At 59.1% G+C, this 26,133-nt stretch carries 28 protein-coding genes; 18 read left to right on the top strand and 10 right to left on the bottom strand.

Annotated elements, in window-relative coordinates:
• Positions 1 to 7 precede the first annotated feature (7 nt).
• A complete protein-coding gene (pdhS2, locus tag QSV77_RS07735) occupies positions 8 to 1,543 on the bottom strand; it encodes a two-component system sensor histidine kinase PdhS2 (protein ID WP_046798204.1) in 1,536 nt (511 codons plus the stop codon).
• A 107-nt stretch (positions 1,544 to 1,650) separates the two neighbouring features.
• Between pdhS2 and QSV77_RS07730 the strand changes: the two genes are divergently transcribed.
• The 3 genes from QSV77_RS07730 to QSV77_RS07720 all read left to right on the top strand — a co-directional run bounded on the left by QSV77_RS07730 (position 1,651) and on the right by QSV77_RS07720 (position 3,449).
• Positions 1,651 to 2,244: a thermonuclease family protein gene (locus QSV77_RS07730; protein ID WP_302733032.1), complete on the top strand. Its 594-nt coding sequence runs from the start codon at positions 1,651 to 1,653 to the stop codon at positions 2,242 to 2,244.
• Complete coding sequence (locus tag QSV77_RS07725) at positions 2,237 to 2,890, top strand: uracil-DNA glycosylase family protein (RefSeq protein WP_302733031.1); 654 nt, start codon at positions 2,237 to 2,239, stop codon at positions 2,888 to 2,890. Before QSV77_RS07730 ends, QSV77_RS07725 begins: the two co-directional genes overlap by 8 nt.
• A gap of 70 nt (positions 2,891 to 2,960) precedes the next feature.
• Positions 2,961 to 3,449 (top strand): Lrp/AsnC family transcriptional regulator, encoded by a 489-nt coding sequence (locus QSV77_RS07720; RefSeq protein WP_003507846.1) that lies wholly within the window; start codon positions 2,961 to 2,963, stop codon positions 3,447 to 3,449.
• A gap of 318 nt (positions 3,450 to 3,767) precedes the next feature.
• On the opposite strand, the gene QSV77_RS07715 is transcribed toward QSV77_RS07720, so the two are convergent.
• The 5 genes from QSV77_RS07715 to QSV77_RS07695 all read right to left on the bottom strand — a co-directional run bounded on the left by QSV77_RS07715 (position 3,768) and on the right by QSV77_RS07695 (position 7,627).
• On the bottom strand, positions 3,768 to 4,592 hold the full coding sequence (locus tag QSV77_RS07715) for a class I SAM-dependent methyltransferase (RefSeq protein WP_269699818.1): 825 nt from the start codon (positions 4,590 to 4,592) through the stop codon (positions 3,768 to 3,770).
• Between the two features lie 83 nt (positions 4,593 to 4,675).
• Positions 4,676 to 4,942, bottom strand: a complete 267-nt coding sequence (locus QSV77_RS07710; RefSeq protein WP_142840668.1) for an usg protein — start codon at positions 4,940 to 4,942, stop codon at positions 4,676 to 4,678.
• A 168-nt stretch (positions 4,943 to 5,110) separates the two neighbouring features.
• Entirely contained in the window at positions 5,111 to 5,941 is an 831-nt protein-coding gene (locus QSV77_RS07705; RefSeq protein WP_302733028.1) for an ABC transporter permease, read from the bottom strand.
• The gene (locus tag QSV77_RS07700; RefSeq protein ID WP_142840142.1) at positions 5,938 to 6,741 is read right to left on the bottom strand and encodes an ABC transporter permease; all 804 of its coding nucleotides are present in this window, start codon (positions 6,739 to 6,741) and stop codon (positions 5,938 to 5,940) included. The genes QSV77_RS07705 and QSV77_RS07700 overlap by 4 nt, the downstream gene beginning before the upstream one ends.
• 112 nt (positions 6,742 to 6,853) lie before the next feature.
• Positions 6,854 to 7,627 carry an ABC transporter substrate-binding protein gene (locus QSV77_RS07695; protein ID WP_142840141.1) on the bottom strand — a complete coding sequence of 258 codons (774 nt, stop codon included), beginning with the start codon at positions 7,625 to 7,627 and terminating at the stop codon, positions 6,854 to 6,856.
• Positions 7,628 to 7,968: 341 nt separating this feature from the next.
• Here QSV77_RS07695 and QSV77_RS07690 point away from each other — a divergent pair, with 341 nt between their 5' ends.
• Positions 7,969 to 10,206, top strand: a complete 2,238-nt coding sequence (locus tag QSV77_RS07690; protein ID WP_302733026.1) for an OmpA family protein — start codon at positions 7,969 to 7,971, stop codon at positions 10,204 to 10,206.
• A gap of 179 nt (positions 10,207 to 10,385) precedes the next feature.
• On the opposite strand, the gene QSV77_RS07685 is transcribed toward QSV77_RS07690, so the two are convergent.
• Together QSV77_RS07685 and QSV77_RS07680 are read right to left on the bottom strand one after the other, a co-directional pair.
• Positions 10,386 to 11,309, bottom strand: a complete 924-nt coding sequence (locus QSV77_RS07685) for a pseudouridine-5'-phosphate glycosidase (protein WP_142840139.1) — start codon at positions 11,307 to 11,309, stop codon at positions 10,386 to 10,388.
• A gap of 29 nt (positions 11,310 to 11,338) precedes the next feature.
• Positions 11,339 to 12,280 carry a carbohydrate kinase family protein gene (locus QSV77_RS07680; RefSeq protein WP_302733025.1) on the bottom strand — a complete coding sequence of 314 codons (942 nt, stop codon included), beginning with the start codon at positions 12,278 to 12,280 and terminating at the stop codon, positions 11,339 to 11,341.
• Positions 12,281 to 12,526: 246 nt separating this feature from the next.
• On the opposite strand from QSV77_RS07680, the gene recA reads away from it, so the two are divergent.
• The 6 genes from recA to QSV77_RS07650 all read left to right on the top strand — a co-directional run bounded on the left by recA (position 12,527) and on the right by QSV77_RS07650 (position 18,846).
• Complete coding sequence (recA, locus tag QSV77_RS07675) at positions 12,527 to 13,618, top strand: recombinase RecA (RefSeq protein ID WP_046798211.1); 1,092 nt, start codon at positions 12,527 to 12,529, stop codon at positions 13,616 to 13,618.
• Between the two features lie 234 nt (positions 13,619 to 13,852).
• Positions 13,853 to 16,516: an alanine--tRNA ligase gene (alaS, locus tag QSV77_RS07670; RefSeq protein WP_302733022.1), complete on the top strand. Its 2,664-nt coding sequence runs from the start codon at positions 13,853 to 13,855 to the stop codon at positions 16,514 to 16,516.
• A gap of 113 nt (positions 16,517 to 16,629) precedes the next feature.
• Positions 16,630 to 17,013 carry a VOC family protein gene (locus QSV77_RS07665; RefSeq protein WP_302733021.1) on the top strand — a complete coding sequence of 128 codons (384 nt, stop codon included), beginning with the start codon at positions 16,630 to 16,632 and terminating at the stop codon, positions 17,011 to 17,013.
• 225 nt (positions 17,014 to 17,238) lie between these two features.
• Positions 17,239 to 17,490: a hypothetical protein gene (locus QSV77_RS07660; protein WP_302733020.1), complete on the top strand. Its 252-nt coding sequence runs from the start codon at positions 17,239 to 17,241 to the stop codon at positions 17,488 to 17,490.
• A gap of 44 nt (positions 17,491 to 17,534) precedes the next feature.
• Entirely contained in the window at positions 17,535 to 17,969 is a 435-nt protein-coding gene (locus QSV77_RS07655) for a hypothetical protein (RefSeq protein WP_302733019.1), read from the top strand.
• 160 nt (positions 17,970 to 18,129) lie between these two features.
• Complete coding sequence (locus QSV77_RS07650) at positions 18,130 to 18,846, top strand: hypothetical protein (protein WP_302733018.1); 717 nt, start codon at positions 18,130 to 18,132, stop codon at positions 18,844 to 18,846.
• A 105-nt stretch (positions 18,847 to 18,951) separates the two neighbouring features.
• On the opposite strand, the gene QSV77_RS07645 is transcribed toward QSV77_RS07650, so the two are convergent.
• Positions 18,952 to 19,584, bottom strand: a complete 633-nt coding sequence (locus QSV77_RS07645) for a glutathione S-transferase family protein (protein ID WP_302733017.1) — start codon at positions 19,582 to 19,584, stop codon at positions 18,952 to 18,954.
• Between the two features lie 350 nt (positions 19,585 to 19,934).
• Here QSV77_RS07645 and QSV77_RS07640 point away from each other — a divergent pair, with 350 nt between their 5' ends.
• Positions 19,935 to 20,180 carry a hypothetical protein gene (locus QSV77_RS07640; protein WP_302733016.1) on the top strand — a complete coding sequence of 82 codons (246 nt, stop codon included), beginning with the start codon at positions 19,935 to 19,937 and terminating at the stop codon, positions 20,178 to 20,180.
• Positions 20,181 to 20,199: 19 nt separating this feature from the next.
• Here the strand turns inward: QSV77_RS07640 and QSV77_RS07635 are convergent, their stop codons facing one another.
• Positions 20,200 to 21,414, bottom strand: a complete 1,215-nt coding sequence (locus QSV77_RS07635; RefSeq protein ID WP_302733015.1) for an NADP-dependent isocitrate dehydrogenase — start codon at positions 21,412 to 21,414, stop codon at positions 20,200 to 20,202.
• A gap of 215 nt (positions 21,415 to 21,629) precedes the next feature.
• On the opposite strand from QSV77_RS07635, the gene QSV77_RS07630 reads away from it, so the two are divergent.
• The 7 genes from QSV77_RS07630 to QSV77_RS07600 all read left to right on the top strand — a co-directional run bounded on the left by QSV77_RS07630 (position 21,630) and on the right by QSV77_RS07600 (position 26,109).
• Positions 21,630 to 22,160, top strand: coding sequence for a hypothetical protein (locus QSV77_RS07630; protein ID WP_161991228.1), 531 nt, complete (start codon positions 21,630 to 21,632; stop codon positions 22,158 to 22,160).
• A 280-nt stretch (positions 22,161 to 22,440) separates the two neighbouring features.
• Positions 22,441 to 23,286, top strand: a complete 846-nt coding sequence (locus QSV77_RS07625) for an RNA methyltransferase (protein ID WP_302733014.1) — start codon at positions 22,441 to 22,443, stop codon at positions 23,284 to 23,286.
• The gene (murI, locus tag QSV77_RS07620) at positions 23,270 to 24,091 is read left to right on the top strand and encodes a glutamate racemase (protein WP_271363543.1); all 822 of its coding nucleotides are present in this window, start codon (positions 23,270 to 23,272) and stop codon (positions 24,089 to 24,091) included. The genes QSV77_RS07625 and murI overlap by 17 nt, the downstream gene beginning before the upstream one ends.
• Before the next feature lie 392 nt (positions 24,092 to 24,483).
• Complete coding sequence (locus QSV77_RS07615) at positions 24,484 to 24,723, top strand: hypothetical protein (protein ID WP_302733013.1); 240 nt, start codon at positions 24,484 to 24,486, stop codon at positions 24,721 to 24,723.
• A 92-nt stretch (positions 24,724 to 24,815) separates the two neighbouring features.
• Entirely contained in the window at positions 24,816 to 25,094 is a 279-nt protein-coding gene (locus tag QSV77_RS07610) for a type II toxin-antitoxin system RelE/ParE family toxin (protein WP_271363542.1), read from the top strand.
• Between the two features lie 14 nt (positions 25,095 to 25,108).
• Positions 25,109 to 25,396, top strand: coding sequence for a HigA family addiction module antitoxin (locus QSV77_RS07605; protein WP_302733012.1), 288 nt, complete (start codon positions 25,109 to 25,111; stop codon positions 25,394 to 25,396).
• Positions 25,397 to 25,470: 74 nt separating this feature from the next.
• On the top strand, positions 25,471 to 26,109 hold the full coding sequence (locus tag QSV77_RS07600; RefSeq protein ID WP_142840129.1) for a LysE family translocator: 639 nt from the start codon (positions 25,471 to 25,473) through the stop codon (positions 26,107 to 26,109).
• The last annotated feature ends 24 nt before the right edge of the window (positions 26,110 to 26,133 follow it).

Here is a 26,133-nt window from a genome sequence, read left to right as displayed (position 1 = left end):
TGAGCCCTTATGCGAAGGATCGGCGGCGCGGCTGGATCGCGTGGGTTTCCTCCACGGCCGGCAGGCTCTGCAACACGCGTTTTGCCGGCAGGATGGCGATGCCTTCGGTGCCTTCGCGCAGCTTCGATTTCAGGATGAACTGGCCGTCATGTTTGGCAAGAATGGCCTGAACGATGGGCAGGCCAAGCCCGGTTCCCTGTTCGGCGCTCTTGATGGCGATCGATCCCTGACCGAAGGCCGACAGCACCACGGGGATTTCGTCTTCGGGAATGCCGGGGCCGTTATCCTTGATCGATACATATTGTCCGCCGCCCGCCGTCCAGCCGGCTTTCACAAGGATTTCACCGCCCTGCGGCGTGAATTTCACGGCATTGGAGAGAAGGTTGAGAATGACCTGGCGGATCGATTTTTCGTCAGCCCATACCTGCGGCAGGCTGCTTTCGAACTGTTGCGAAATCCTGATCGTCTTGGCGCGGGCGCGCAGCTGGATCATGCCGATGCAATCCTCGGCGATTTCCAGCATCGAGATGGATTCCTCATTGAGATCATAGCGACCGGCCTCGATGCGCGACAGGTCGAGGATTTCATTGATGAGATCGAGCAGGTGCTGGCCGGAGCGATGGATATCGCCGGAATATTCCTTGTAGAGCGGATTGTTGAGCGGGCCGAGCACTTCTGAAGCCATGACCTCGGAGAAGCCGAGAATGGCGTTGAGTGGGGTGCGCAGCTCATGCGACATGGAAGCGAGAAAACGTGATTTGGCCAGATTGGCCTCTTCGGCGCGGCGTCGCGCTTCATCCGAAACCGAGTTGGCGACTTCGAGCTCGGCGATCAGGTCGTCCTTTTCCGTCTGGGAGGACAGGAGCTTGACGCTGGTCTGGTAGAGCCGGCTGGTGATGCGGTGACAGAAGAGGATCGCCATGCCAAACATCAGCGCAAGGCCGACATCGAATGGATCACGAGAGATGGCCGAGGTGACGCACAGAGCCGCCATAACCGGCAGGAAGGTCATGAAAGTCGCTCGCCGCAGCATGAAATTGGCCATGGCGGTCAGCGAAAGCGCGATCAGCAGCGTTGCGCCCTTGAAGAAGAGGACAAGCGTCGGGTCGTTGCGCGCCGGTTCGGCCAGTGCGAACATGGCCCATGCGCAGCCGATGAGGATCTGCATGCCGAGGAACAGGTTTTTCCAGTGCTGGAGATTTTCTGGCGTGATCTCCTGTTTCGCCGCTCTCTTGGCCAGTACCAGAGCCATGGCGTGGAAGCTGAGCGCAATCAGCGACCAGATGATCAGCCCGATGTCGCGGGTGATATAAAGACCGATGACGGAGGCGAGCACGATGAAAAGCGGCATGAACATCGCGCCCTGAAGGGTCTCGGCGATGTGCATGGTCAGCATTTCGCGTTCATAGGCTTCGGTTCCGCCAGCACCTTGCTGCAGGCGTTCACGCGTCGTCTTCACCGTGTCGAAAACCGCCTTGTTGCGGTGTTTTTTCGAGCGGTCGACGATGATCTTGTCGGTGGACGTGCTGACGCTTTTACTCATTGTTACAACGCAGGTGACATGAACCCTTGCAGGCTACGCTCAAAATCTTAAGAAGATGCTGCCGTGAAAGGATTTGTTTGCCATTTCTGACAAGGGTTTGTTGTTACATGGGACGAAACGGAGGCAGGCGCAGGGGTTTTTCGGCGTTTCGCGACGGCGGGCTGTTTCTTGCCGCGGTTTTTCTCGGCATCCTCATCGCCGCCAAGCTCGACCAGATCAACAGCGAGACGTATAGCGGCCGTTTCTTCGTGATCGATGGCGATACGCTTTCAAAGAGTGAAGAGCGGTTTCGTCTGCTGGGTATCGATGCGCCCGAACTGTCACAGACATGCCGGCGCGGCGCCGAGACCTGGCCCTGCGGGGAGGAGGCGCGCCGTGTGCTGCAACGGCTGGTCGTGGCGCAGAATTTTTCCTGTTCCGGCAGTTCGAGGGACCGTTACGGCCGGCTGCTCGTTTATTGTGCCGCCGGCGGCAGGGATGTTTTGGCGGAAATGGTGTCGGCGGGTTTTGCTGTCGCCTCCGGTTATTTCCAGTTTTCAGGTGAACAGGCCGCAGCGCGCCGGGATGCGCGGGGCATCTGGGCGGGCGAATTCGAAAAACCTTCGCAATGGCGGCGTGAGCACCGCGCAGCGGATATCGAGACACCGGCGGCGGGGTTCCTGACCGTCATCCGCCATCTTCTGGGATGGTCGCATGGCTGAGATGGATCAATCCATGCCGAGGTTCGATGACGGGCTGGATGCGTTGCGCGGCGAGATTGCCCGCTGTCGCCTCTGTCGTGACGCGCCTGTCAGGGGCATGGCCGATCGCCTGCCGCATGAACCGCGGCCGGTGGTTATCATGTCGAAGAAGGCCCGCATCCTGATTGCCGGGCAGGCGCCGGGCCTGCGTGTGCACGAGACGGGACTGCCGTTTAACGACGCTTCAGGTGACAGGCTTCGGCAATGGCTGAATGTCGACCGCGAGACCTTTTATGACCCCGACCGTTTCACGATTGTGCCCATGGGTTTCTGTTTTCCGGGTTACGACGACAAGGGCAGCGACCTGCCGCCCCGGCGCGAATGTGCGCCTGCATGGCGTGAGCGGGTGATGGAAGCGATGCCGCAGGTGGATCTGATCCTTGCTGTTGGCCAATATGCGCAGGCTTTTCATCTGGGCGAAAAGCGACGCAAAACCATGACCGAAACCGTGCAGAACTGGCGCGGCTACCTGCACGCCAATTCCGGCCCCGGCATTTTACCGCTGCCGCACCCCAGCTGGCGCAATACCGGCTGGCTGAAAAAGAACCCATGGTTCACGCAGGAGCTGCTTCCAGTTCTGCGGCAACATGTGGAAATGCGGCTTTAGTGAAACAATTTTCTGTTTTTCTGCAAAAATTAGTGTATTGAAAGGAAATTAATTCAGGAGGATAGACGCATTGGATCGCCTTGACCGTAAGATTTTGCGCATTCTGCAAGAGGATTCCACGCTGGCCGTCGCTGATCTGGCGAAAAAGGTCGGACTTTCCACGACGCCCTGTTGGCGGCGTATCCAGAAGATGGAAGAGGACGGCGTCATCCGCCGGCGTGTGGCGCTGCTTGATCCGGTCAAGGTCAACACCAAGGTCACGGTTTTCGTCTCCATCCGCACCGCCTCCCATTCCATCGAATGGCTGAAGCGCTTCTCCGAGGTGGTTTCCGAATTTCCGGAGGTCGTCGAATTTTACCGCATGAGCGGCGATGTCGATTATCTCCTGCGCGTCGTCGTGCCTGATATTGCTGCCTATGACGCCTTCTACAAGCGGATGATCGCCAAGATCGAAATTCGCGACGTGTCGTCTGCGTTTGCGATGGAGCAGATCAAATATACGACGGAACTGCCGCTCGATTACATGCTGTTGGATAATCCGAAATCCGGCGAAGAGTGATACGCCGCTCATCCGGTTTTTGAGCAATGCCCTTTCCGGTTGCCGGGGAGGGCATTTTTATTTGCGGGTTGTTGCGACGGAAAGTCGAATCTCTTCAACTGGCTGGGCGATCTTGATGAGATATTGATTCAGCACGGCAGAGTTCGTCGCATTGGGCCGAGCGGACGCCACTTGTTTCTTCTCCCCGGCGGGGAGAAGTCCGCGGCAGCGGGATGAGGGGGCAAGCTCTCCGAAATCCGGCAACGTTGCCCCCTCATCTGACCCTTCGGGCCATCTTCTCCCCCTCGGGGAGAAGAAATATGCCGCAATGTCGGGGCCTCAGCCCTTGAGCTTGGCAATCACCAGATGGCCCGGTGTCGGGTTGCCGTCCTGCATGCGGACGTTGATATCGGTGACTTCGAGGATATCGAAACCGGTCGCAGCCAGTCTTTCGCGAACGTAATTTTCCGCATGGGCGAAACGGTGATGCGGGCCGACCATATAGGGACGTCCGGCCAAGGTCTTTTCGTCCAGGGTTTCCGACGAGAAGATCAGCAGGCCGCCGGCATTGAGGTTTTCGGCGGCGCCGAAAAACAGCGGTTCCAGCGCGCCGAGATAGGGCAGCACGTCTGTGGCTGTGATGATATCGAAGGCTTCGTCGTCATTATCTTCAAGGAAATCTTCGACTTCGGCGACGTAAAGCGTCTCGTAGAGGTCCTTCTCATGGGCGATTTCGACCATGTTTTCGGAGATGTCGATGCCGGTAATGTCCTCGGCCATGTCGCGCAGCGCCTCGCCCGTGAGGCCGGTGCCGCAGCCGAGATCGAGCAGGCGTTTGAAAGGGCCGAGGTTCAGCGTCTGCAGCCGTTGGCGCACCATCATCGGTACGGCATAACCCAGCTGTTCGACAAGAATGTCCTCGAAGGCTTCGGCGTGCTGATCGAACAGGGTCTCGACGTAGGCGTCTGGCGCTTTCGGCGGCGTTTCGCCCCGGCCCATGGCGGCGATACGCACGGCGGCGCCACCGTGATCTTCCGGATCGATCGCCAGAACTTCCTGATAGGCTTTTACCGCCGCTTCCACATCGCCGGCTTTTTCAAGCGTCAGTGCGCGGTTATAGGCCTCGGCAAGCGCCTCTTCGTCGATTTTCTGGTTCTTCGTCATCGTGCGGTATCCATAACGTCTTCGGTTGACGTTTGCTGTAAGCCGCAACGGTGGTTGGCGCAACGTTTATGTGGGAACAGTTCTCAGTGGATGATGAACTCCCCTTTCAGGGCACGCCATTCCTGCGCCGAGATCACCTGCCGGTGCACGTAGCGGACGGAATGTAGCGGTCCGTCGAGCTTTTCCTGCCAGAATTTGAGGAAGCCGTGCATTTCGGGAAAATCCGGGGCGAGATCATAGTCCTGCCAGACATAGGTCTGCAGAACCAGCGGATGGTCCGGCATGCGGTAGAATATCTGGGCGGTGGTGAGGCCGTAGCCTCTCAGCATCATTTCCATGTCCTTGTTCATGACGGCGGTTCCCGTTTCCATGATTGCCGATCACAGCGTTGCCGCTGTATCTGACATGGGAACACGACAGGGTTAATCCAACCTTGCCAAAGCCATGGACTGTCACAAAATAGTTATATTTTTCAAAATGTTGGCAGCCTCAGTTGATGAGTGCTGCCAAGCTTTGACTTAACGCTTGAGGTGGCGTGTCAGGCGGGCTTCCAGCCAGGCCCAGACGTGCCTCAGCGTCTCGACGATCGTCAGGTAGAAAATCGCGGCCCAGAGATAGGCCTGGTAATCGAATGTGCGGGAAAAGGCGTAGCGGGTCTGTCCCATCAGGTCGAAAACCGTGACGATGGAGACGACTGCCGAACCCTTGATCATCAGGATGATCTCGTTTCCGTAAGGACGCAGCGCGACGATGAGTGCCTGTGGCAGGATGACCTTGCGGAAGGTGATGAATTTCGAAATGCCGAGCGAGGCGGCGCCCTCATGCTGGCCGAGCGGCACGCTGCGGATTGCGCCGCGCAGGATTTCGGCCTGATAGGCGGCGGTGTTGAGGGTCAGCGACAGGAGGCCGCAATACCAGGCTTCACGGAAGAACCACCACAGACCAACGGCCTCCAGTTGCGGGCGGAAGCTGCCGAGGCCGTAATAGATCAGGAAAAGCTGGGCCAGAAGCGGCGTGCTGCGGAAGACATAGACATAGGCATAGGCCAGCGCGCCGAGGGCGCGGTTTTTCGACATACGCGCAAAGGCGATCGGCACTGACAGGATTGCGCCGAGAATGATCGAACTGCCAACCAGCGTGATGGTGGTGATGAGGCCGTCAATATAACGCGGCCCGTAGCGTTCGAATTTCGCCCAGTCCCACCCTTCGATCATGGCGAAGATCAAGCCGGCGGCGAGCAGCAGCCAGAGCATGATGACGGCGATGCCGACGATGCGCGATATGTTGAGCGGCTTGTCGGCTATGGCTGGCGCCGGGCGCGGCGGAATGAGTTCATTGATATGGCTCATCGACGTGCCTCCGACTTGCGAGACCAGCGATCGATGAAGCCGATCCCGATGGAGGAGAGAAGTGCGAGGATGAGGTAAAGCAGGCAGGCGATGCCGTAGAAGAAGAATGCTTCCTTGCTGACCCGGGCGGCGATGCCGGTCTGACGGATGATATCGGCAAGTCCGATGATCGAAACGTAGGACGTGTCTTTGAGCAGGATGACCCAGAGATTGGTCATGCCGGGCAGGGCGATCCTGACCAGTTGCGGAATGATGATGAGCACCATGGTGCGGCCGCGCGACAGGCCAAGCGCATGGCCTGCCTCATATTGGCCCTTGGGAATGGCCTTGAAGGCGGAGAGCAGCACTTCGGAAGCGTAGGATGAAAACACCACCGATAGCGCGACCATGCCGGCCACGAAGGCATTGATCTCGACCGGGCCGGTGATGCCGACATAACCCGCTGCTGATTGCAGCAGCATCTGAATGCCGTAATAGACGATGAAGAGCGTCAGCAGTTCCGGCAGGCCGCGGAAGATGGTTGTGTAGATGCCGGTTGCCAGCCGCAGCGACTTTTCTTCCGATTGCGCCGCAAGCGCGATGAGGAAGCCGATCAGCAGGCCGACAGGCAATGTCGCAAGCGCCAGCGAGATCGTGACCTTGACGCCGAAGGCGATTTCATCGCCCCAGCCTGCATCACCACACGCAACAAGGGTGCCGTTTCCGAAAAGCGAGAAGAGACCGACCGGACCGCAGAAGGGGTCGAGAAGTGTCGAGACATAGGTCCAGAACGCACCTATGGCGGAAAATGCTCCGCTCATGCCAGTTTTCCCCCGCGGTCTTAAGCCGCCGTGATTGTTATGGTGACGTTTTCAAACAAAAATGGCGGAAGGGCAAGCCTTCCGCCACCAGATTTCAACAGATCGAGCAGGCTTACTCGCCGTAAACGTCGAAATCGAAGTATTTTTTATTGATCTCCTGGTATTTGCCGCTGGCGCGGATACCGGCGATGGCAGCCGTGAATTTATCGGCGAGCGCTGTGTCACCCTTGCGGACCGCAACGCCTGCGCCATTGCCGTTGATTTCGACATCGACCTTGAGGGGCGTCAGGATCTTGCAGCAGGCGCCGGCATCCGTCTTCAGCCATTCCGAAAGCACGACGATATCGTCGATCACGGCGTCGATACGGCCATTGGCGATGTCGAGTTTATATTCGTCGGCGGTCGGATACATCTTCACGTCGGCATCCGGAAAATGCTTTTCAGCATAGTTGGAGTGGGTGGTGGAACCCTGTGCGCCGAGCGACTTGCCCTTCAGGTCGTCGAGGGACTTGATCGGCGAATCCTTCGGCACGGCGATGGCCGGCGGGGTGTTGTAATATTTCTTGGAGAAATCGACCTTCTCGAGACGCTCGGGCGTGATCGACATGGACGCGATGATGGCATCGAACTTCTTGGCCTGAAGGGCGGGAATGATGCCGTCCCAGTCATTGGTGACGAAGGTGCATTCGGCTTTCATTTGTTCGCACATCGCCTTGGCGATGTCGATGTCGAAGCCGGTCAGCGTGCCGTCGGCTTCAAGATTGTTGAAGGGCGGGTAGGCGCCTTCGGTGCCGATGACGATCTTGTCCTGTGCAAGGGCGGCACCTGAAAACAGCGAGATAGCGGCAATCGATACGGCTGCGAGCAGACGGGTGGAAATAGGCATTTCGATCCTCTCTTTTGGTCGTTCATCCGCAGTCTGTTGTTGTTTTCAGTGCGGACGCCATAAGCGCAAGGCGCGACGGAATGTTTTTTTGTTTTCCGTGGCCTTCAGCGCCGGGGCAATTATTCATCCGGTTGGTCAAAAAATGCAACTGCAATATTAGTCACCTCGATTGCGCCGCAGAGCTTTCACGAAAACGCCTTGATCTGTTCATTTCCGGTACACAAGGCTTTGTCCATCATGGGAACCGAAGCGTGTGCAAGGCGTTGACCAGCGCCTGCATGCGCAGCCGGTTCAAGATGTCGCGATACAAGCGACCAATAATGGCAGATGAGGAAGCACCGATGCTGAAGAAGAACAGATTGCTGACGGGGGTGGTTTTCCCCCTCATGTCGCTGGCGATTGCGGTGGAGCCGGCTGCTGCCGGTTTTGCCGGAGCCGCGCGGGCGCAGACCCAGATGCCCAAGTTGCAGAGCCCGCTGATTCTGGCGCAGGCGCAGCCCGAAGGCCAGGTCGCCGAGGAACAAAACCCGGAGGAGCTTCTGCGCAAACAGCGCCAGCAGGCCGAAGAAGCGCAGCCGCAGGCCGAGCCGCCGAAGCAGGCCCCCGAGCCGCCACGTGAACGCCCGCCCGAGCCGAAGCCGGAAGCCGCACCTGCCGAACCGCGCCCGGAGCCACAACGTGAAGCGCAGCCCGAACCCAAGCGTGAGGCACCGCCGGAACCTCAGCGTGAGCCGCAGCAGCAGCGCGAAGCCCGCCCTGAACCGGCGCCTGCCGAACAGCCGCAGGAACGCCCACGCAAACCCGAGCGGGCACAGGAGCCTCAAGGGGAAGGCGAGCAGCGGCCCGCACGCCAGCGCCCGGAGGCCGCCCCCGAAGCCGCGCCTGAGGCAGCGCCGGCTGAACAGCAGCCGAAGGAGCGCCCGCGCAAGGAACGTGCGAAAGAGCCTGCCGCCGAGCAGCCGGCCGCACGTCCTGACAATGCCGAGCAGCCTGCCAAACCGCGTGAGAAAAAGCCGCAGGTAGAAGAAAAGGCTCCGGAACAGAAATCCGAACCGGCCGAAAAGGCTGTTCCGGAGAAAAAGCCCGACGCTCCGGAACCGGCCGCGAAAGAAGCGCCTGTTCCAACGGAAGCGCCGACACCTGCACGTCCGCCGGCGCCAGAGGCACAGCCCAACCCCGCACCCGGCCAGCAGCCTTCCGAGAAGCCGCCAGTCGAAGGTCAGGGCAAGACAGAGCCTGCAGCGCCGCTGCCGGGCACGCCGACGCCCCCGCCGCCAAGCGGCGCCACGACCGGACAGGCGCCTGCCGGCGAGCCCGTTCCCAACCAGGTTGCCGTTCCGCAGACGGAAGCACCGCCCATGACGAAGGAGGAGCTGGACAAGGCCAAGGCGGTTGCCAAGGACCCGTCCAAGACCGCCGATACCGTCATCCTGCCGGTCGACAAGGGTGCGGCCGTTCTCGACAGCGACAAGGAAGTGGAACGCTCCGGCAACAATCAGGCCCGCGAGCAACGTCGCCGGGAGCGTGAACAGGCCGGTGACGTGAAGGTTCCGACCTCCGACGCCGAGGCGCAGCGCGCCGGTGCCGCCGAAGGCAAGACCCCGCCGCCGCCTGTGAAAATGGAGGCGATCACCTCCCAGCAGGGCGAGCGCATCGACCGTCGTCCGCAATATGAGCGGCCGGAAGGCGTGCGCGAATGGCAGCCACGTGAGGGCCGCCCGCGTGACCGGGATCGTGATCGCGATGCGCCGATCATCCTGCAATTCGGCGATCGTGTCGTCGTGCGTGGCGATGACAATCAGCGCTTCATTCGTGATGGCGGCGAGCCCTATTACGAGCGTCTGCCGGGCGGTCGCGTCCGCGAAACCGTGGAGCGCCGTGACGGCACGCAGGTGGTGACGATCCGCAATCGTTATGGCGACGTGATCCAGCGCTCGCGCATCGATGATCGCGGCCGGGAATATGTGCTGTTCTATGCGCCGGAGCTGATGGACGATCCAGACCGCGATTATGTCTATCGCGATCCGGGCCTCGACCTGCCGCCGATGCGCCTGCGCATCCCCGTTCGTGACTATATCATCGACACGTCGAGCGATCCGGACCGCGATTATTACCGCTTCCTCGAGCAGCCGCCGGTCGAGCCGGTGGAGCGTGTCTATTCGCTGGATGAAGTGCGCTATTCGGCCCGTATCCGTGACAAGGTGCGCCGTATCGACCTCGATACGATCACCTTTGCCACCGGCAGCGCCGAAATTCCGATGGCGCAGGCTCGATCACTGCGCAAGGTGGCGGACGCGATCAACAAGGCACTGGACAAGAACCCCGGTGAAACCTTCCTGATCGAAGGCCATACCGATGCCGTGGGTTCGGATGAAAGCAACCTCGTTCTTTCCGACGAGCGTGCCGCATCCGTCGCCAATGTGCTGACCGATGTCTATGGCATTCCGCCGGAAAACCTTGCGACGCAGGGTTATGGCGAGCGTTACCTTAAGGTCCAGACACTCGGTCCGGAACAGCAGAACCGCCGCGTCACCATCCGCCGCGTCACGCCGCTGGTAAAGCCGGTCGCGCAGAACTGATCGGGTTCTGGCAGGAAAACAAAGGCCCGGAGAGCGCAAGCTTTCCGGGCTTTTTTGTTGGTTTCGAGCTTGCTACTTTCGCACCGTCATCCTCGCCCTTGAGGCGAGGATCCATTTCTGCTGTCGCAACGTGGATCCTCGGGTCAAGCCCGAGGATGACTGAGAAAACTGAATGCTCTTCAGTCCAGCGCCACGGCGATCTCCGCCGCCAGCCGCGCATTGTTGCGCACCAGCGCAATATTGGTCTCCAAACTGCGGCCATCCGTTAGGCGGAAGATATCGCCGAGCAGATAGGGCGTGACCGCCTTGCCGGTGACTTCGTCGCGCTCGGCATGGGAGATGGCGCGGTTGATGTAGATTTCCATTTCTTCGCGGGGGATTTCGTCTTCTTCCGGGACGGGGTTGGCGATCAGCATGCCGCCATCGATGCCGAGCTGTTCGCGGGTTACCTGGAAATTGGCGATTGCTGCCGGGCTGTTCAGCGAAAGCGGGCTCGCCAGGCCGGAGGAGCGCGACCAGAAGGCCGGGAATTCTTCCGAGCCGAAGGTGACGACGGGCACGCCGTTGGTTTCGAGAACCTCGAGCGTCTTCGGAATATCGAGGATCGCCTTGGCGCCGGCGCAGACGACGATGACGCCGGTCTTGGCCAGTTCGGTCAGATCGGCGGAGATGTCGAAGGTCTCTTCCGCGCCCTTGTGTACACCGCCGATGCCGCCGGTGGCGAAAACGCGGATGCCGGCGCGGGCGGCGGCGATCATGGTGGCGGCAACCGTGGTGGCACCGGTGCGGCGCTCGGCAATTGCGAAGGCGATATCGGCGCGCGAGACCTTCATGGCGTCAGTGGTCTGGGCGAGCGCCTCCAGCTGGTCCTTTTCGAGGCCGATATGCAGGGTGCCGTGAATGACGGCGATGGTCGCCGGAACGGCGCCCTGGTCCCGAATGATCTGTTCGACGCTTTCGGCCATCTCGATATTGCCGGGATAGGGCATGCCATGGGTGATGATGGTCGATTCAAGTGCGACGATCGGCGCACCGCGCTGCTTGGCGGCGGCAACTTCCTGTGAATAAACGATGGGCAGGAGCGGGGAGATTGGGCGGGTCATTTATTCTGTTCCAGTTCTTGAAAGCGGGTTCATGCCAGTATTTCAGCTGCGGGAACAAGTCCCAACATGGAATCGACACTGTCTTTTGATAAATCCTGCGAGGTGGCGAAGGGCGATTGTACGGTGATGGCCGCCGCCGCCGCACCCTGTCTCAGCGCTTCCGCGATGGTCTTTCCCTCGGCGATCGCGGCAAGATAACCGGAGGCCATGGCGTCGCCGGCGCCGGTCACGTCCTTCACCTCGCGAATAAGGGGCGGGTTGAGCGTTACGGTTTGCGTCCTATCGAAAGCAACGACCTCGCTTGCGCCGCGGGTGACGACGCCGCCGGCAAGCCCGGCCTTGCGCAGAATGCCGGGCCAGTCGCGAACATTTTCCGCCGTCTCTCCGGTGAGCGCGCGTGCTTCTGCCTCATTCATGAAGAGGATGTCGATATCGGCAAGCGCGCCCTTCAGTTTCACCGCCTTGGCGGGTGAAATGGCGATGGCGGCGAGCGGCTTTTCGCAGGCGCGGGCGACGAGGCCGAGCGCCGTCAGCGTGTCATCTGGCAGATTGGCATCGCAGAGCAGAAAGTCGCTTGCCGTGATCGCCTCGCGCACGGCACGCACTTTCAGGCGGCGCGGGGTAAAGAGCCTGTAGAGGTCCATATCGGCAAGCGCGATGACCAGATTGCCGTCACGCTCCAGAATGGCGGTGTAGCTCGGCGTGCGGCGGTCAAGGAAAATGAAGGGCGTATCTTCGACGCCGGCATATTTTGCGGCCCCCGCCACCGCTTCACCCGTCACGTCGCCGCCGCGTGGCGCGATGATGCGGACGGCAAAACCGAGCCGGGCAAGATTGCGCGCCGCGTTGAAACCGCCGCCGCCTGCCTCCTCCATCCAGGAGCCGGGATTGCTGGCGCCGGGCGCCGTCTCAGTCTCGATCATGCCGCGTCTGTCGATATGCGCGCCGCCCAGAACGAGTATTTTCTTCACGCTTGCGTTTCCCTCTTTGGCGGATGGAAAGGCCGGACGATTCGGCCGAACCTCCTGTCCGTTTCCCTGTCACTTCCCGTTTGCGGCGATAGGCCGGAGCCGAAAAACAAAGATAGAACAAACCACTTATCGCTATTTGTTTTCAATATGCTGGCTGCGCCTTGCGAAATGAGAACAAATGGAGTACATACCATTTCCATACTGCTTCATTGCCTGTGCGGCTTCAATAACCTAAAGGTGGTTCAGATGGCACAAAATTCTTTGCGTCTCGTAGAGGATAAATCCGTGGATAAAAGCAAGGCACTGGAAGCGGCGCTCTCCCAGATCGAACGTTCGTTCGGCAAGGGATCGATCATGAAGCTCGGTTCCAATGAAAATGTGGTTGAAGTGGAAACCGTTTCAACGGGTTCGCTCAGCCTGGATATCGCGCTCGGCATCGGCGGTCTGCCGAAGGGGCGCATCGTTGAAATTTATGGTCCGGAAAGCTCGGGTAAAACGACGCTGGCGCTGCAGACCATTGCGGAAGCCCAGAAGAAGGGCGGCATCTGCGCTTTCGTGGACGCCGAACATGCGCTTGATCCGGTCTATGCCCGCAAGCTGGGTGTGGATCTGCAGAGCCTGCTGATTTCGCAGCCGGATACCGGCGAGCAGGCGCTGGAAATCACCGATACGCTGGTTCGTTCCGGAGCGGTCGACGTTCTGGTCGTCGATTCGGTCGCGGCGCTGACGCCGCGGGCGGAAATCGAAGGCGAGATGGGCGACAGCCTGCCTGGTCTTCAGGCACGTCTGATGAGCCAGGCGCTGCGCAAGCTGACCGCTTCGATCTCCAAGTCGAAGTGCATGGTGATCTTCATCAACCAGATCCGCATGAAGATCGGCGTCATGTTCGGTTCGCCGGAAACGACGACGGGCGGTAACGCGCTGAAGTTCTACGCCTCCGTGCGCCTCGACATTCGCCGTATCGGCGCCGTCAAGGAACGCGAAGAGGTGGTCGGCAACCAGACGCGCGTCAAGGTCGTCAAGAACAAGATGGCACCGCCCTTCAAGCAGGTGGAATTCGACATCATGTATGGCGAAGGCGTTTCCAAGACCGGTGAGCTTGTCGATCTCGGCGTGAAGGCCGGTATCGTCGAGAAATCCGGTGCATGGTTCTCCTATAACAGCCAGCGTCTGGGGCAGGGGCGTGAGAACGCCAAGACCTTCCTGCGCGACAATCCGGAAACGGCCAATGAGATCGAGCTGGCGCTGCGCCAGAATGCCGGTCTGATCGCTGACCGCTTCCTGCAGAATGGCGGTCCGGATGCCGGCGATAGCGACGGTGACGGCGACGAGGGCTGACACCTCAAAAGCGGCCGGGCATGAATTGTCGGGCCGTTTTGCTGAAATGAGCTGATCGAAACGAAATGGGCCGTGCGATTTTCCCTCGCCTGGCCCTTTTTGTTTGTCGATGCGCCTTGGTTTACCTGCATGGCTGGACAGGGCAGGATACGGACGATAAAAGCCATTGATTTTGCAATATAGCCGTCATTTGTGATGGCAATGATGGACTCCAGCTGTGAGCGGTGTGTGGGCATGAGCGGTGTAAATGAAATTCGGTCGACCTTTCTCGACTACTTCAAAAAGAATGGACACGAGATCGTGCCCTCCAGCCCGCTGGTGCCGCGCAACGATCCGACATTGATGTTCACCAATGCCGGCATGGTGCAGTTCAAGAACGTCTTCACCGGTCTTGAAAGCCGTCCCTATTCCACCGCCGCTTCGGCGCAGAAATGCGTGCGCGCCGGTGGCAAGCATAATGACCTCGATAATGTCGGTTATACCGCCCGTCACCATACGTTCTTCGAAATGCTCGGCAATTTCTCCTTCGGCGATTATTTCAAGGAAGAGGCGATCACCCATGCCTGGAACCTGATCACCAAGGAATTCGGCATCGACCGCAACCGGCTGCTGGTCACGGTCTATCACACCGATGACGAGGCCTTTAATCTCTGGAAGAAGATCGCCGGTTTTTCCGACGACCGCATCATCCGCATTGCGACCAGCGACAATTTCTGGGCGATGGGCGATACCGGTCCCTGTGGTCCCTGTTCGGAAATCTTCTACGATCATGGCGATCATATCTGGGGTGGCCCGCCCGGCTCGCCGGAAGAGGATGGCGACCGGTTCATCGAGATCTGGAACCTCGTCTTCATGCAATATGAGCAGCTGACGAAGGAAGAACGCATCGACCTGCCGCGCCCGTCGATCGACACCGGCATGGGCCTCGAGCGCATTTCGGCACTGCTGCAGGGCAAACACGACAATTACGACACGGACCTGTTCCGTGCATTGATCGCCGCTTCCGTTGAGGCAACCGGGGTTCCGGCCGAAGGCGAGCACCGCGCCAGCCACCGGGTCATCGCCGATCATCTGCGTTCGGCCTCCTTCCTGATTGCCGATGGCGTTCTGCCATCGAGCGAAGGTCGTGGTTACGTTCTGCGCCGCATCATGCGCCGCGCCATGCGCCATGCCGAGCTTCTCGGCTCGCGCGAGCCGCTGATCTACAGGCTGCTGCCGGCGCTGATCCAGCAGATGGGCCGCGCCTATCCCGAACTGGTTCGGGCCGAGGCGCTGATTTCCGAGACGCTGAAGCTTGAGGAAACCCGTTTCCGCAAGACGCTGGAACGCGGCCTGTCGCTGCTGTCCGATGCTACTTCCACCCTGCACAAGGGCGATATGCTGGATGGCGAAACCGCCTTCAAGCTTTACGACACCTATGGTTTCCCGCTCGATCTGACACAGGACGCGCTGCGCGCCCGCGAAATCGGCGTCGATATTTCCGGTTTTACCGATGCGATGCAGCGCCAGAAGGCGGAAGCCCGCTCGCACTGGGCCGGCTCCGGCGATACGGCAACGGAAACCGTGTGGTTCGAGCTGAAGGAAAAGCTCGGCGCAACGGAGTTCCTGGGTTACGACACCGAAACCGCTGAGGGCGTCATTCAGGCGATCGTCAGGGATGGCAAGGCAGTCGATAGTGCTGCCGAGGGCGAGACGGTGCAAATTATCGTCAACCAGACACCATTTTATGGTGAATCGGGCGGCCAGATGGGCGATACCGGTGTCATCGTCGGCGAAACTGGCAGCTTTGATGTCACCGGCACCCACAAAAAGGGCGAAGGCCTTTTTGTGCACTCCGGCACGGTGTCCAAGGGTGGATTGAAGGTCGATGAAGCCGTACAGCTGACGGTCGATCATGATCGCCGTTCGCGTCTGCGCGCCAACCACTCCGCAACCCACCTGCTGCATGAGGCGCTGCGCGAAGTGCTCGGCACCCATGTTGCCCAGAAGGGTTCGCTGGTTGCGCCCGAGCGCCTGCGCTTCGACGTTTCACATCCCAAGCCGATGTCGGCCGACGAGCTGAAGATCGTTGAGGACATGGCGAACGAGATCGTGCTGCAGAACTCGCCTGTTGTCACCCGCCTGATGAGCGTTGACGATGCCATTGCCGAAGGTGCCATGGCGCTGTTCGGCGAAAAATACGGCGACGAGGTTCGCGTGGTGTCGATGGGCACCGGCCTGCATGGCGCAAAAGCCAACCGTCCCTATTCCGTTGAGCTTTGCGGCGGCACCCATGTGGCTGCCACCGGCCAGATCGGCCTTATCCGCATTCTCGGCGAAAGCGCTGTCGGTTCTGGCGTGCGTCGTCTTGAAGCCGTCACCGGTCAGGGTGCGTTCGCCTATCTTGCCGAGCAGGATGAGCGGGTGAAGGCTCTGGCGTCGTCGCTGAAGGTTCAGCCGGGCGACGTGCTGTCGCGCGTTGAAGGGCTGCTTGACGAGCGCAAGAAGCTGGAGCGTGAGCTTGCGGATGCTCGCAAGAAGCTCGCGATGGGCGGCGGTTCGTCGGATGCCGGCGCAAACGATGTGCAGCAGGTCGCGGGCGTCAATTTCCTTGCGAAATCGCTTGCTGGCATCGATGCCAAGGATCTCAAGGGTCTTGCCGATGAGGCCAAGGCCAATATCGGCTCCGGCGTCGTGCTGCTGATTGCGGTTTCCGATGATGGCAAGGCAAGCGCCGTTGCTGCCGTTACCGAAGATCTGACGGCCCGTTTCAGTGCTGTCGATATTGTCCGCACCGCTTCGGCCGCACTTGGCGGCAAGGGCGGCGGCGGACGCCCGGATATGGCACAGGCCGGCGGCCCGGATGGCGCCAAGGCGCAGGAGGCCATCGAAGCAGTGGCCGCGGCACTGGCGGCCTGATCCGGAAAGATTGAGGAAGGGGCGGGGTCTTACCCCGCCTTTTTTCATTCTGCGCTGAGGCTGGCAAGAGACGGCATGGCCCATCGAGCGCTGGAGACGGGGGAGGTCATGCGATGCGCTTTGTAAATCCCATCCCTTTCGTGCGCGATATAGGCCGATCCAAGGCGTTTTATCGTGACCATCTCGGCCTCCGAATATTGCGGGACTTCGGGAATTTCGTTCTCTTTGAAGGCGGCTTTGCCATCCATGAGGGGCGGTCGCTTGAGGAGACGGTGTGGCAGGCACCATCCGGCATGGAAGAGCCCTATGGCAGGCGAAACCTGCTGCTGTATTTCGAGCACGCTGATGTGGATGCGGCTTTTCTAAATATCGCACCGCATGTGGAGCTTATTCATTCCGTGCAAGAGCAGGCCTGGGAGCAGAGAGTATTCCGCTTTTATGATCCGGACGGGCATGCAATCGAGGTCGGAGAACCGCTCGGCCAATCCGATGAATAGACCCGCCGCAAAGACCGACCCTATGGGCGACTTTCGGACGGGCCGTGGTTCGTTTTTTTGCAATGTCGCAGGCCGATTATCCGGGCTCCTGCTCTCGGCCGGCGAACATAGAGGTGATCATCATGCTCCCCCGTGTCGGAGATTTGGCCGTTGATCCACAGGCAATCGCCACAGTGCAGGACCAAGTTGCCGTCACGATCGCGCCAGGCACCGTGGCCGCGTACCATGTCGGCCGATGACCAGACGCCGGGTTCTCTGCAGGCGGCATACAGCGCACGCCGTACCATTTCGCTTTTCCAGCCGGACAAAGCCATGGCTTATGCTGACAGCAAGGGTGTCGCCCAACGGGCACCCGTAGATGAAATGAACCTTTCCGTTTTTGATGAAGACGATCGCGTTTTTGGAAAGGGTAAGGTGAAGGTTTACAAGGCGACGGGCCCCCGCAGTCGGTCCATACAGATCGCCCCGAAAATGTAGGGTCGATTTTCGAAGAATGTCTTCAGGCCCTCGGCGTCATCATCATGGCCGTTGGCGAAGATGACCCGATGGAAAAGAATCTCTGGCAGGGGCTTCCCAGTGGCCGGGCTGGACCGCCCAAAACGAAATCCAAAAACACAACGGAAAAGCCTTGTCAGAATAGGTATCATGGCTTGCGCCCCTTTTCAGACTCACGGCAAAAGAGTGTTTTTAAGCTGGGGATTTTCGCGGTGACTGAAGAAGAGATCGCTTGGTACGTAGAGACCGTTGCTGCTGCCACGATGGCGAACAAAGCCGTTCTGACCCTTTCGATGGCTGGTATTCCGGTCAGCCGCGAGAACGCGGCGCAGGCGTATGGCAAGTGGATCAGCCCCAACAGCCCGCATTTTGAGCGGCTGGTGCTGGCGATCGACAAACAAATTGGAGAGATGCTAGCGACGGCGGAAATTCTCGCTGACCCGCCACAGGGGCGCGCTTGATCATTTTCAGAGGCGGCCTTGCGAGCAAGTTCAACGATGTATGCGCTGCTCGGGGCGGCTGCAGGCGGAATGATTGCCAGGAACGAGTATCGCATCACAAGGCCTCCCTTGAGAGGCCTTTGCCGGCAGAGAACAAATTTTCATTCGCGGGGGCGAGAGAGTGAAGGATAACAGCAGGTTCTACATTCCCGTGTTGTCGTTTTTGGTGCTTGCATCCGTTGTGCTGCTCGCGAGATACGTCAGCGGACTTCCAGACGACATTCAAGCCTATGTGTGCAAAGCTGAAGACTGCACGGCGCAGGAGTGGCTTTCGGCGACTGCTGGATGGATAGGCTTCGCTGCCGCAGCGGTCGGCGCTTACATTGTTTTCGGCCAGTTGGAAGAACAGAAAAAGCAAACTGCTTTCATGCTGGGTGATGCGCCGCCAAGTATCGAGCTTTTTCGGACGGCTACAAAAACAAGGGTTGCGCAGTTTGACGTAACCAATTGGAATAGACGGCGCATATCTATTGCGGGTGTGAAAATTTTTTGCGCGGGATATGATATACCGCAGCCTAGTCACGTTACGTTCAAGCATCCGGAGATTGAGAGAAAGCGCGTCGTAAAATTTACGATCGATGAGAAACACCGTATTCAGTACACAACGCTTCTCGGCGGGTGGCTTGACCGCGGGTCGCCCCCTCCATTCATCAGATATAATCTCCATTTCGATAATGAAACTGTGATCGACTACTCGAAAGTTATTGGAGATGAACAAGCCAATTCGATTTGCGTCGTCGCACTTGCAATAAAGGTGGAGGGGAAGAGGACGAAGATCGAATTCGAAGCGAGAGTGAGGGATTTGCTTCATTACTCCGACAACCCTCGACTCGACTAAAATGGGAGAATTTTTTCCGCTTATGGCGTTTCTCCCTCGTCGAGGTTGCGCAAAGCGGCTTCCGGATGACGCGCTGCGAGAGAAGCCAGAACCTTACGTTCACGTTCAGCCAGGACGCGTCCGATACAAATCCTTCGCCGCATCTTCATCAAGCTGGGCAGCGCGTTTGAAGGCCGGGCGTTCGGTGAGATGCGCCATGTAGTCGATGAAGGCCGGGCGTTTTTCGATCGTGCCGAAGTGTAGCCCCCAACCGATATGGGCACCGACATAAACATCGGCCGCGGTGAAGAGATCGCCGGCGATGAAGCGGTTTTCGCTAACGGCGCGCTCAAGCGTGTTCATCACATCCGCATAGCTGCCGCAGCCCGCCATGCGCAGCTTGTCGGCCGGTACTTCAAAACCCATTGCCTTCATGCTGGCCGCCATTTCCAGGGGGCCGGCAGCGAAAAACATCCAGCGATAATAAAGTCCGCGCGCCTTCGGCGTCGGAGCAAGATTTGCACCCGGAAAGGCGTCGGCCAGATAAGCGCAGATCGCCGCCGCCTCGGTGACGATGGTATCGCCATGTTTGATGGCCGGCACCTTGGCCATCGGGTTTATCAGCCGGTAAGCGGGTGATTTCATCGAGGTTTCGAAACTCAATATTTCCGTTTTATACGGAACACCCACTTCTTCGAGCATCCAGCGCGCGATGCGTCCGCGCGACATGGGATTGGTGTAGAAGATCAACTCACTCATAGTTTTGCCTCCCCAAGCAAAATAGCCGCAACCTCATGGGGAAACCCTGCGGGTCCCTCACTGGCGCGGTGTGTTTTTATAACCCGCGGCATCATTCTCACGCTCGTTGAGGATCGTACTGACGCTACGGTAAGTTTTGACTGCGCCGGGCAAGTTATCTGTAAGTAGATGCTGTTTCAGCTTTGTCTTATTGTTATACTGGCCACGGCACGGTGCAGAATCGAAGTCTGCGCCTAGTGCAACGTCTAATCAAGATACTGTGAACAAAAAAAGAAAACCGGGCGTTTCGGCCCGATTTTTCAGTTTTTCCACGTTTTTCTGCCCAATGCAGCCCGGATCGTGACCACGTCATGCCGAAGCTCGCGGCCTATTTTCATGCATTGGAAGAACGCGGTGTCATATGCGCTGACATGCCGGAAGGGCCGGGCGAGATCTGGCTGTCGCTTCTGGTCGGAGATTTGCAGGTCAGGCGCGCGACGGGTGCACTCGGTCTCCCAGTGCAGGAGGAGGTGAGGGCGCGCTCGGCCCGTGCCGCGGCGCTGACGTTGCAGCTTTGTGGCGCAAAGAAAAAACCCGGCGCTGAAGCCGGGTTTTAATGTCGTTGAGTGAAGAGGCTTAAGCCGCCATTGCCTTCTTGAGGTTTTCGTCGATCTTGTCGAGGAAGGCGGTGGTGGAGAGCCAGGGCTGGTCCGGTCCGATGAGCAGCGCCAGATCCTTGGTCATGTAGCCGCTTTCGACGGTGTCGACGCAGACGGTCTCGAGCGTTGTCGCGAATTTTGCGAGTTCGGCATTGTCGTCCAGCTTGGCGCGGTGGGCGAGGCCACGGGTCCAGGCGAAGATCGAAGCGATCGAGTTGGTCGAGGTTTCCTGACCCTTCTGGTGCTGGCGGTAGTGGCGCGTCACCGTGCCGTGTGCCGCTTCGGCTTCGACCGTGCGGCCATCCGGCGACAGGAGAACCGAGGTCATCAGGCCGAGCGAGCCGAAGCCCTGGGCAACCGTGTCGGACTGAACGTCGCCATCGTAGTTCTTGCAGGCCCAGACGTAACCGCCGGACCACTTCAGCGCGGAAGCGACCATGTCGTCGATCAGGCGGTGCTCATAGATGATGCCGACTTCGTCGAACTTCGCCTTGAACTCTGTCTGGTAGACTTCTTCGAAGATGTCCTTGAAGCGACCGTCATAGGCCTTGAGGATGGTGTTCTTGGTGGACAGGTAAACCGGCCACTTGCGCATCAGGCCGTACATCATCGATGCGCGGGCGAATTCGCGGATGGATTCGTCGAGGTTGTACATGGCAAGTGCCACGCCGGCGCTCGGAGCGTCGAAGACGTCCTTCTCGATGACCTGACCGTCTTCACCAACGAACTTGATCGTCAGCTTGCCCTTGCCGGGGAACTTGAAATCGGTTGCCTTGTACTGGTCGCCGAAAGCGTGGCGGCCGACGACGATCGGCTTGGTCCAGCCGGGAACGAGGCGCGGAACGTTCTTGCAGATGATCGGCTCGCGGAAGATGACGCCGCCCAGAATGTTGCGGATCGTGCCGTTCGGGCTCTTCCACATCTGCTTCAGGCCGAATTCCTCGACGCGGGCTTCATCCGGCGTGATCGTGGCGCACTTGATGCCGACGCCGTGCTTCTTGATGGCGTGTGCCGCATCGACGGTGACCTGGTCGTTGGTGGCATCACGGTTTTCAACCGAGAGGTCGTAATATTCGATATCGAGATCGAGGTAAGGCAGGATCAGCTTGTCCTTGATCAGCTGCCAGATGATACGGGTCATTTCGTCGCCGTCGAGATCAACGACTGGATTGGCTACCTTGATCTTTGCCATGAATTCCTCACCTTCGAAGCTGTGGCGCCTGATGACGCCGGTATCCGGAAAAATATCCGGTGCGGCTATAGCATCGCGAGCGTCTGAGGCAAAGCCATGGGGGGCGCTTTTTTGGCGCAGCGCAACAGTGGATTGCGCATTGCCAAACCACAATGCCGGAATACAGTCAGGCGAATCGCTTCGCCCGCCTGTCGGGCCTATCCCGGGATCACATCATGCGGAATATTCTGCTTCTGACTGCCGCCGTCCTCTTTTCGCACAATGCCCTTGCGGCGGGGCCTGCCGATCCCGTTCAGAAGGTGATGGACATCACCGTCAAGAACTGGTCTGGCGACGCCGAAAACTGGAAATATATTTTTGACGAGGACATGCTGACCAGCCTGTTCAGCAAGGACTTCGTCACCCAGTATCGCGAAGCATCCAAGAAGCCGGCATATGAGGCGGAAAGCGGCGAGACCGGCGATCCCTTCGGTTACGATGTGGTGACGAACTCGCAGGATGGCTGCCCGTTGGCGGATGTTTCGGTGACGCCGGGCGCGGTGAAGGACGGCGTGACTGATGTGACGGCGAAATTCAAGCTGTGGGCCTGCATGGATGAGGCGGAGATGAAGGCGACGGTTGACGAGGTGCATTTCGATGTCATCGAGGAAGACGGGCGGCCGGTGATCAGCGACATTCACCGCGTTGGCGATGAGGGCAGGGATTCGCTGCGCGAAGAGATGGCGAATATCATCAAGGGCGAGTGAGGGGTCGCGTTTGAGCCCGTTGAGGGTGATGCGAGGCTTTCGCCACAATCGGCGTCATCCTCGGGCTTGACCCGAGGATCGATTGATTTCAACGGTTTGTGGATCCTCGGGTCAAGCCCGAGGATGACGGGGTAGTGGTTTTGCTCTCATCTTCAGCAAAGCCGAGCGGGATGCGTGCTCCCTCCGACTTTGATTTTAGCGCCGATCTGTGCCAGTGAAGCGCGCTTTACAGTATCGGCGTTAAAGTCGATGCGGCGCTTTTGAAAACGGACAAACGACGATGGCAGGCACTAACAGCGAGCTTGAACTTCTGGTGGAAGGCCCGGCGATCATTCTGGTCGAACCGCAGCTCGGCGAAAATATCGGCATGGTGGCACGGGCGATGGCCAATTTCGGCCTTTCCGAACTGCGTCTGGTCAATCCGCGTGATGGCTGGCCGAGCGAGAAGGCGCGTGCTGCCGCTTCCAAGGCCGATCACGTCATTGACGGCACCAAGGTATTCGAGACGCTGGAAGAGGCGATCAAGGATCTCAATTTCGTTTATGCCACGACGGCGCGCGAGCGTTACGGTTTCAAGCCGGTGCGGGCGCCGGTAACTGCTGCCGATACGCTCAGGGCAAAATTCAAGGCTGGCGAAAAGACCGGCATCCTGTTCGGGCGGGAGCGCTGGGGGCTGACCAATGAGGAAGTGGCGCTGGCCGACGAGATCGTGACCTTCCCCGTCAACCCTGCTTTTGCCTCGCTCAATATTGCGCAGGCTGTGCTGCTGATGTCCTATGAATGGATGAAATCAGGCATGGATGACCTGGGGGAGACGCTTTTCCAGTCCGTCGAGCAGCGACCTTCGACCAAGGAGCAGGTTTTCGGCCTGTTCGAACATATCGAGGAAGCGCTGGATGCGCGCGGTTATTTTCATCCTGCTGAAAAAAAGCCGAAAATGGTCGACAATCTGCGTGCCGTGCTGTCGAGACGGGGTTTTTCCGAGCAGGAAATCAGCGTTGTCCGCGGCGTGATCAATTCGCTCGACCGTTTCCCCCGGCAGTGGCCAAAGCAGGCCGGCCGGGCGGCGCCGTCGGCTGAGGGCGCCAATTCGGAGAGGACCGGGGAGAATGCTGAAGACGAGTGAGGCCGCGGCCGATGTGCTGAAACCGGTGCTGGTGTTTGATTCCGGCATTGGCGGGCTGACTGTGCTGCGCGAAGCGCGCGTGCTGATGCCCGAGCGCGGTTTCATCTATGTGGCCGACGATGCGGGTTTTCCCTATGGCGGCTGGGAAGAGGAGGCGCTGAAGACGCGTATTCTCTCGCTCTTCGAAACGCTGCTACAGGACTACAGCCCGGAAGTCTGCATCATCGCCTGCAACACCGCCTTCACACTGGCCGGGGCCGATCTTCGCGCCCGGTTTCCGGACATGACGTTTGTCGGCACCGTTCCCGCCATCAAGCCGGCTGCGGAGCGCACCCGCTCCGGCCTCGTCTCCGTGCTGGCGACGCCGGGTACCGTCAAGCGTGCCTATACGCGTGATCTCATCCAGTCCTTCGCCACACAGTGCCACGTCCGTCTCGTGGGCTCTGAAAATCTGGCGCGCATGGCGGAAAGCTGGATCAGGGGTGAGCCGGTTTCGGATGAGGCGGTTCTGGCCGAAATCGAACCCTGCTTCATCGACAGTGACGGCAAGCGCACCGATATCGTCGTTCTCGCCTGCACCCATTACCCCTTCATGGCCAATGTGTTTCGCCGGTTGGCACCCTGGCCGGTGGACTGGCTTGATCCGGCGGAGGCGATTGCAAGGCGGGCGCGCCATCTGGTGCCGCTGCCGCAGGATGCGGAACACCCCGACGGCTTCGACTTTGCCGTCTTCACGTCAGGCAAGCCGGATTTCGCCACACGGCGGCTGATGCAGGGGTTCGGTCTCAGCGTTTCGGCAGCCTGAGTTTTGTTGCCTGAGCGCCTGTTGTATTTTTGCATCTATCTCATTTGACTTTTGCAATTCGAGATTGCGACCACTTGTCGTGCCTGGCATCTCGTGTAAGATGCCCCTCGTCTGTAACCGCTATAAAAGGAGGCGTGGAATGACTGACGATTTTAATATGCGCCTTAACGGCATGTCTGGCATTTCCGGCATGGTCATCGGTGGTTACATGGTCCGAGGCATCAACCTCCGATAAGGCTTATCGCCTGATTTCCTTGCCGTTTGGCATTTTCACTTCGTTCGACATCTGAAATTGCGCGTTCGCGTGGCCTGAGTGCTGCGCCCGTCGTTCCGGCATGTCGTTTTCCATCGATAAAGGACCTGGCTGCTTCGCTGCGCCGGGATGGATTTCCATGCAAAAAAATCAACCATTGGTAGCATATGCGCTGCCGGATGCGGTCGACCATTTGTTCGTCACGTTCGGCGTCTGGAAAACTCTAAGGGCGGTTCTCGTTGCGGCCATGGTGCCGCGTGCACCGCCGACGGATATCACCGATCTACCCGAACGTATGCTGGATGATATCGGCCTCGAGCCATCCGAGCGGAAGATACATCGGGACTGGGCGCCCCCTTACTGGGCGCCGCGGTTTTGAGTGGGGCAGCCTCTTCGGTAAAAACATGTCCTGGAGGCTGATCTGGCGTTCGGTGTGTTGTATAGCGACGCGATACAGGATAACGTTATTCCATGATCGTGAGTTTTCGTCACAAAGGGCTTGAAGCTTTTTACCGCTCGGGGACGACGAAGGGTATTCAGCCGGCCCATGCCGCCAAGCTTGGCCGAATACTCACCTTGCTTGAGGTCGCGGCAAGTGCGCCCGATCTTAATCTTCCTGGTTTCAAACTTCACCCGCTAAAAGGCGAGATGAAGGGTCAATGGTCGATCTGGGTGAACGGAAACTGGCGGGTGACATTTCGATTTTTGGATAGCGATGTCGAGCTTGTCGACTATCAAGACTATCACTGAAGGGATTTGTTCCAATGATGAAGTTTCCTGTTCACCCCGGTGAGCTTTTGCGGGAGGAGGTCATTACCGCGCTTCAGCTTTCCGTGACAGAAACCGCTGAAAGGCTCGGCATGTCCCGTGTGGCGCTTTCGCGCGTCCTTAACGCACGGGCGGGCGTCAGTCCTGACCTTGCCGTGCGGCTGGAGCGGGCAGGCGTCAGCACGGCCCGCGCATGGCTTGCCATGCAGTCGAATTACGATCTTGCACAGGCGATGAAGCGTGAGCAGCCGCCCGTTCGTCCGTTGGATGACAGGACGGCATAATCTTCGAAGATTACGCTTGATACCTCGTGGGTTTGGTGGCTTGCTCACCGCATCGAGTGAAGGGAGATTTCATCATGCCTTTGGAGAACTGGCTGGCCTTCGTGGCCGCATCCGCCATCATGCTCGCCATTCCGGGACCGACGATCCTGCTGGTGATTTCTTACGCACTCGGCCATGGCCGCAAGGCGAGCACCGCGACGGTGACGGGCGTGGCGCTGGGTGATTTCACAGCCATGACGGCCTCGATGCTGGGGCTCGGCGCGCTGCTTGCCACATCGGCTGCTCTTTTCACCGGTCTGAAATGGATTGGCGCCGCCTACCTCATCTATCTCGGCATCAAGCTGTGGCGTTCACCGATCAGCGGCGAAGGCGCGGACGGCAAGGGTGTGACGGGCCGTGAAAGACCGCTCAAAATCTTCCTGCATGCCTATATCGTCACCGCGCTGAACCCGAAAAGCATCGTGTTTTTCGTCGCCTTCCTGCCGCAATTTCTGGTGCCGACATTGCCCTTCTGGCCGCAGGTGCTGATATTCGAGGTGACCTTCCTGGTGCTTGCCACCGTCAATGCCGCCCTTTATGGACTTCTGGCAAGTGCCGCCCGCAACACGATCCGCAAGCCGAATGTTCAGCGCATCGTCAACCGCACGGGCGGTGGCCTCCTGATCGGTGCCGGTCTCATTGCCTTTGGCTGGAAGAGGGCGGTCGCGCCGTAAGGTAGCTCTCGATCGCCTGAAATT

It is taken from the genome of Agrobacterium sp. V1 (assembly GCF_030518355.1).
In the GTDB taxonomy this organism is placed as follows: Bacteria; Pseudomonadota; Alphaproteobacteria; order Rhizobiales; family Rhizobiaceae; genus Agrobacterium; species Agrobacterium cucumeris.
The sequence above is the reverse complement of the archived record's forward strand: the minus strand, read 5'-3'. Positions and strand labels throughout refer to the sequence as shown.

Coding starts and splice junctions, on each gene's coding strand:
- pdhS2 (WP_046798204.1), bottom strand. CDS start 1,543: ATGAGTAAAAGCGTCAGCACGTCCACCGACAAGATCATCGTCGACCGC.
- QSV77_RS07730 (WP_302733032.1), top strand. CDS start 1,651: ATGGGACGAAACGGAGGCAGGCGCAGGGGTTTTTCGGCGTTTCGCGAC.
- QSV77_RS07725 (WP_302733031.1), top strand. CDS start 2,237: ATGGCTGAGATGGATCAATCCATGCCGAGGTTCGATGACGGGCTGGAT.
- QSV77_RS07715 (WP_269699818.1), bottom strand. CDS start 4,592: ATGACGAAGAACCAGAAAATCGACGAAGAGGCGCTTGCCGAGGCCTAT.
- QSV77_RS07710 (WP_142840668.1), bottom strand. CDS start 4,942: ATGAACAAGGACATGGAAATGATGCTGAGAGGCTACGGCCTCACCACC.
- QSV77_RS07705 (WP_302733028.1), bottom strand. CDS start 5,941: ATGAGCCATATCAATGAACTCATTCCGCCGCGCCCGGCGCCAGCCATA.
- QSV77_RS07700 (WP_142840142.1), bottom strand. CDS start 6,741: ATGAGCGGAGCATTTTCCGCCATAGGTGCGTTCTGGACCTATGTCTCG.
- QSV77_RS07695 (WP_142840141.1), bottom strand. CDS start 7,627: ATGCCTATTTCCACCCGTCTGCTCGCAGCCGTATCGATTGCCGCTATC.
- QSV77_RS07690 (WP_302733026.1), top strand. CDS start 7,969: ATGCTGAAGAAGAACAGATTGCTGACGGGGGTGGTTTTCCCCCTCATG.
- QSV77_RS07685 (WP_142840139.1), bottom strand. CDS start 11,309: ATGACCCGCCCAATCTCCCCGCTCCTGCCCATCGTTTATTCACAGGAA.
- recA (WP_046798211.1), top strand. CDS start 12,527: ATGGCACAAAATTCTTTGCGTCTCGTAGAGGATAAATCCGTGGATAAA.
- alaS (WP_302733022.1), top strand. CDS start 13,853: ATGAGCGGTGTAAATGAAATTCGGTCGACCTTTCTCGACTACTTCAAA.
- QSV77_RS07665 (WP_302733021.1), top strand. CDS start 16,630: ATGCGCTTTGTAAATCCCATCCCTTTCGTGCGCGATATAGGCCGATCC.
- QSV77_RS07660 (WP_302733020.1), top strand. CDS start 17,239: ATGTCGGCCGATGACCAGACGCCGGGTTCTCTGCAGGCGGCATACAGC.
- QSV77_RS07655 (WP_302733019.1), top strand. CDS start 17,535: ATGGCCGTTGGCGAAGATGACCCGATGGAAAAGAATCTCTGGCAGGGG.
- QSV77_RS07645 (WP_302733017.1), bottom strand. CDS start 19,584: ATGAGTGAGTTGATCTTCTACACCAATCCCATGTCGCGCGGACGCATC.
- QSV77_RS07640 (WP_302733016.1), top strand. CDS start 19,935: ATGCCGAAGCTCGCGGCCTATTTTCATGCATTGGAAGAACGCGGTGTC.
- QSV77_RS07635 (WP_302733015.1), bottom strand. CDS start 21,414: ATGGCAAAGATCAAGGTAGCCAATCCAGTCGTTGATCTCGACGGCGAC.
- QSV77_RS07630 (WP_161991228.1), top strand. CDS start 21,630: ATGCGGAATATTCTGCTTCTGACTGCCGCCGTCCTCTTTTCGCACAAT.
- QSV77_RS07625 (WP_302733014.1), top strand. CDS start 22,441: ATGGCAGGCACTAACAGCGAGCTTGAACTTCTGGTGGAAGGCCCGGCG.
- murI (WP_271363543.1), top strand. CDS start 23,270: ATGCTGAAGACGAGTGAGGCCGCGGCCGATGTGCTGAAACCGGTGCTG.
- QSV77_RS07615 (WP_302733013.1), top strand. CDS start 24,484: ATGCAAAAAAATCAACCATTGGTAGCATATGCGCTGCCGGATGCGGTC.
- QSV77_RS07610 (WP_271363542.1), top strand. CDS start 24,816: ATGATCGTGAGTTTTCGTCACAAAGGGCTTGAAGCTTTTTACCGCTCG.
- QSV77_RS07605 (WP_302733012.1), top strand. CDS start 25,109: ATGATGAAGTTTCCTGTTCACCCCGGTGAGCTTTTGCGGGAGGAGGTC.
- QSV77_RS07600 (WP_142840129.1), top strand. CDS start 25,471: ATGCCTTTGGAGAACTGGCTGGCCTTCGTGGCCGCATCCGCCATCATG.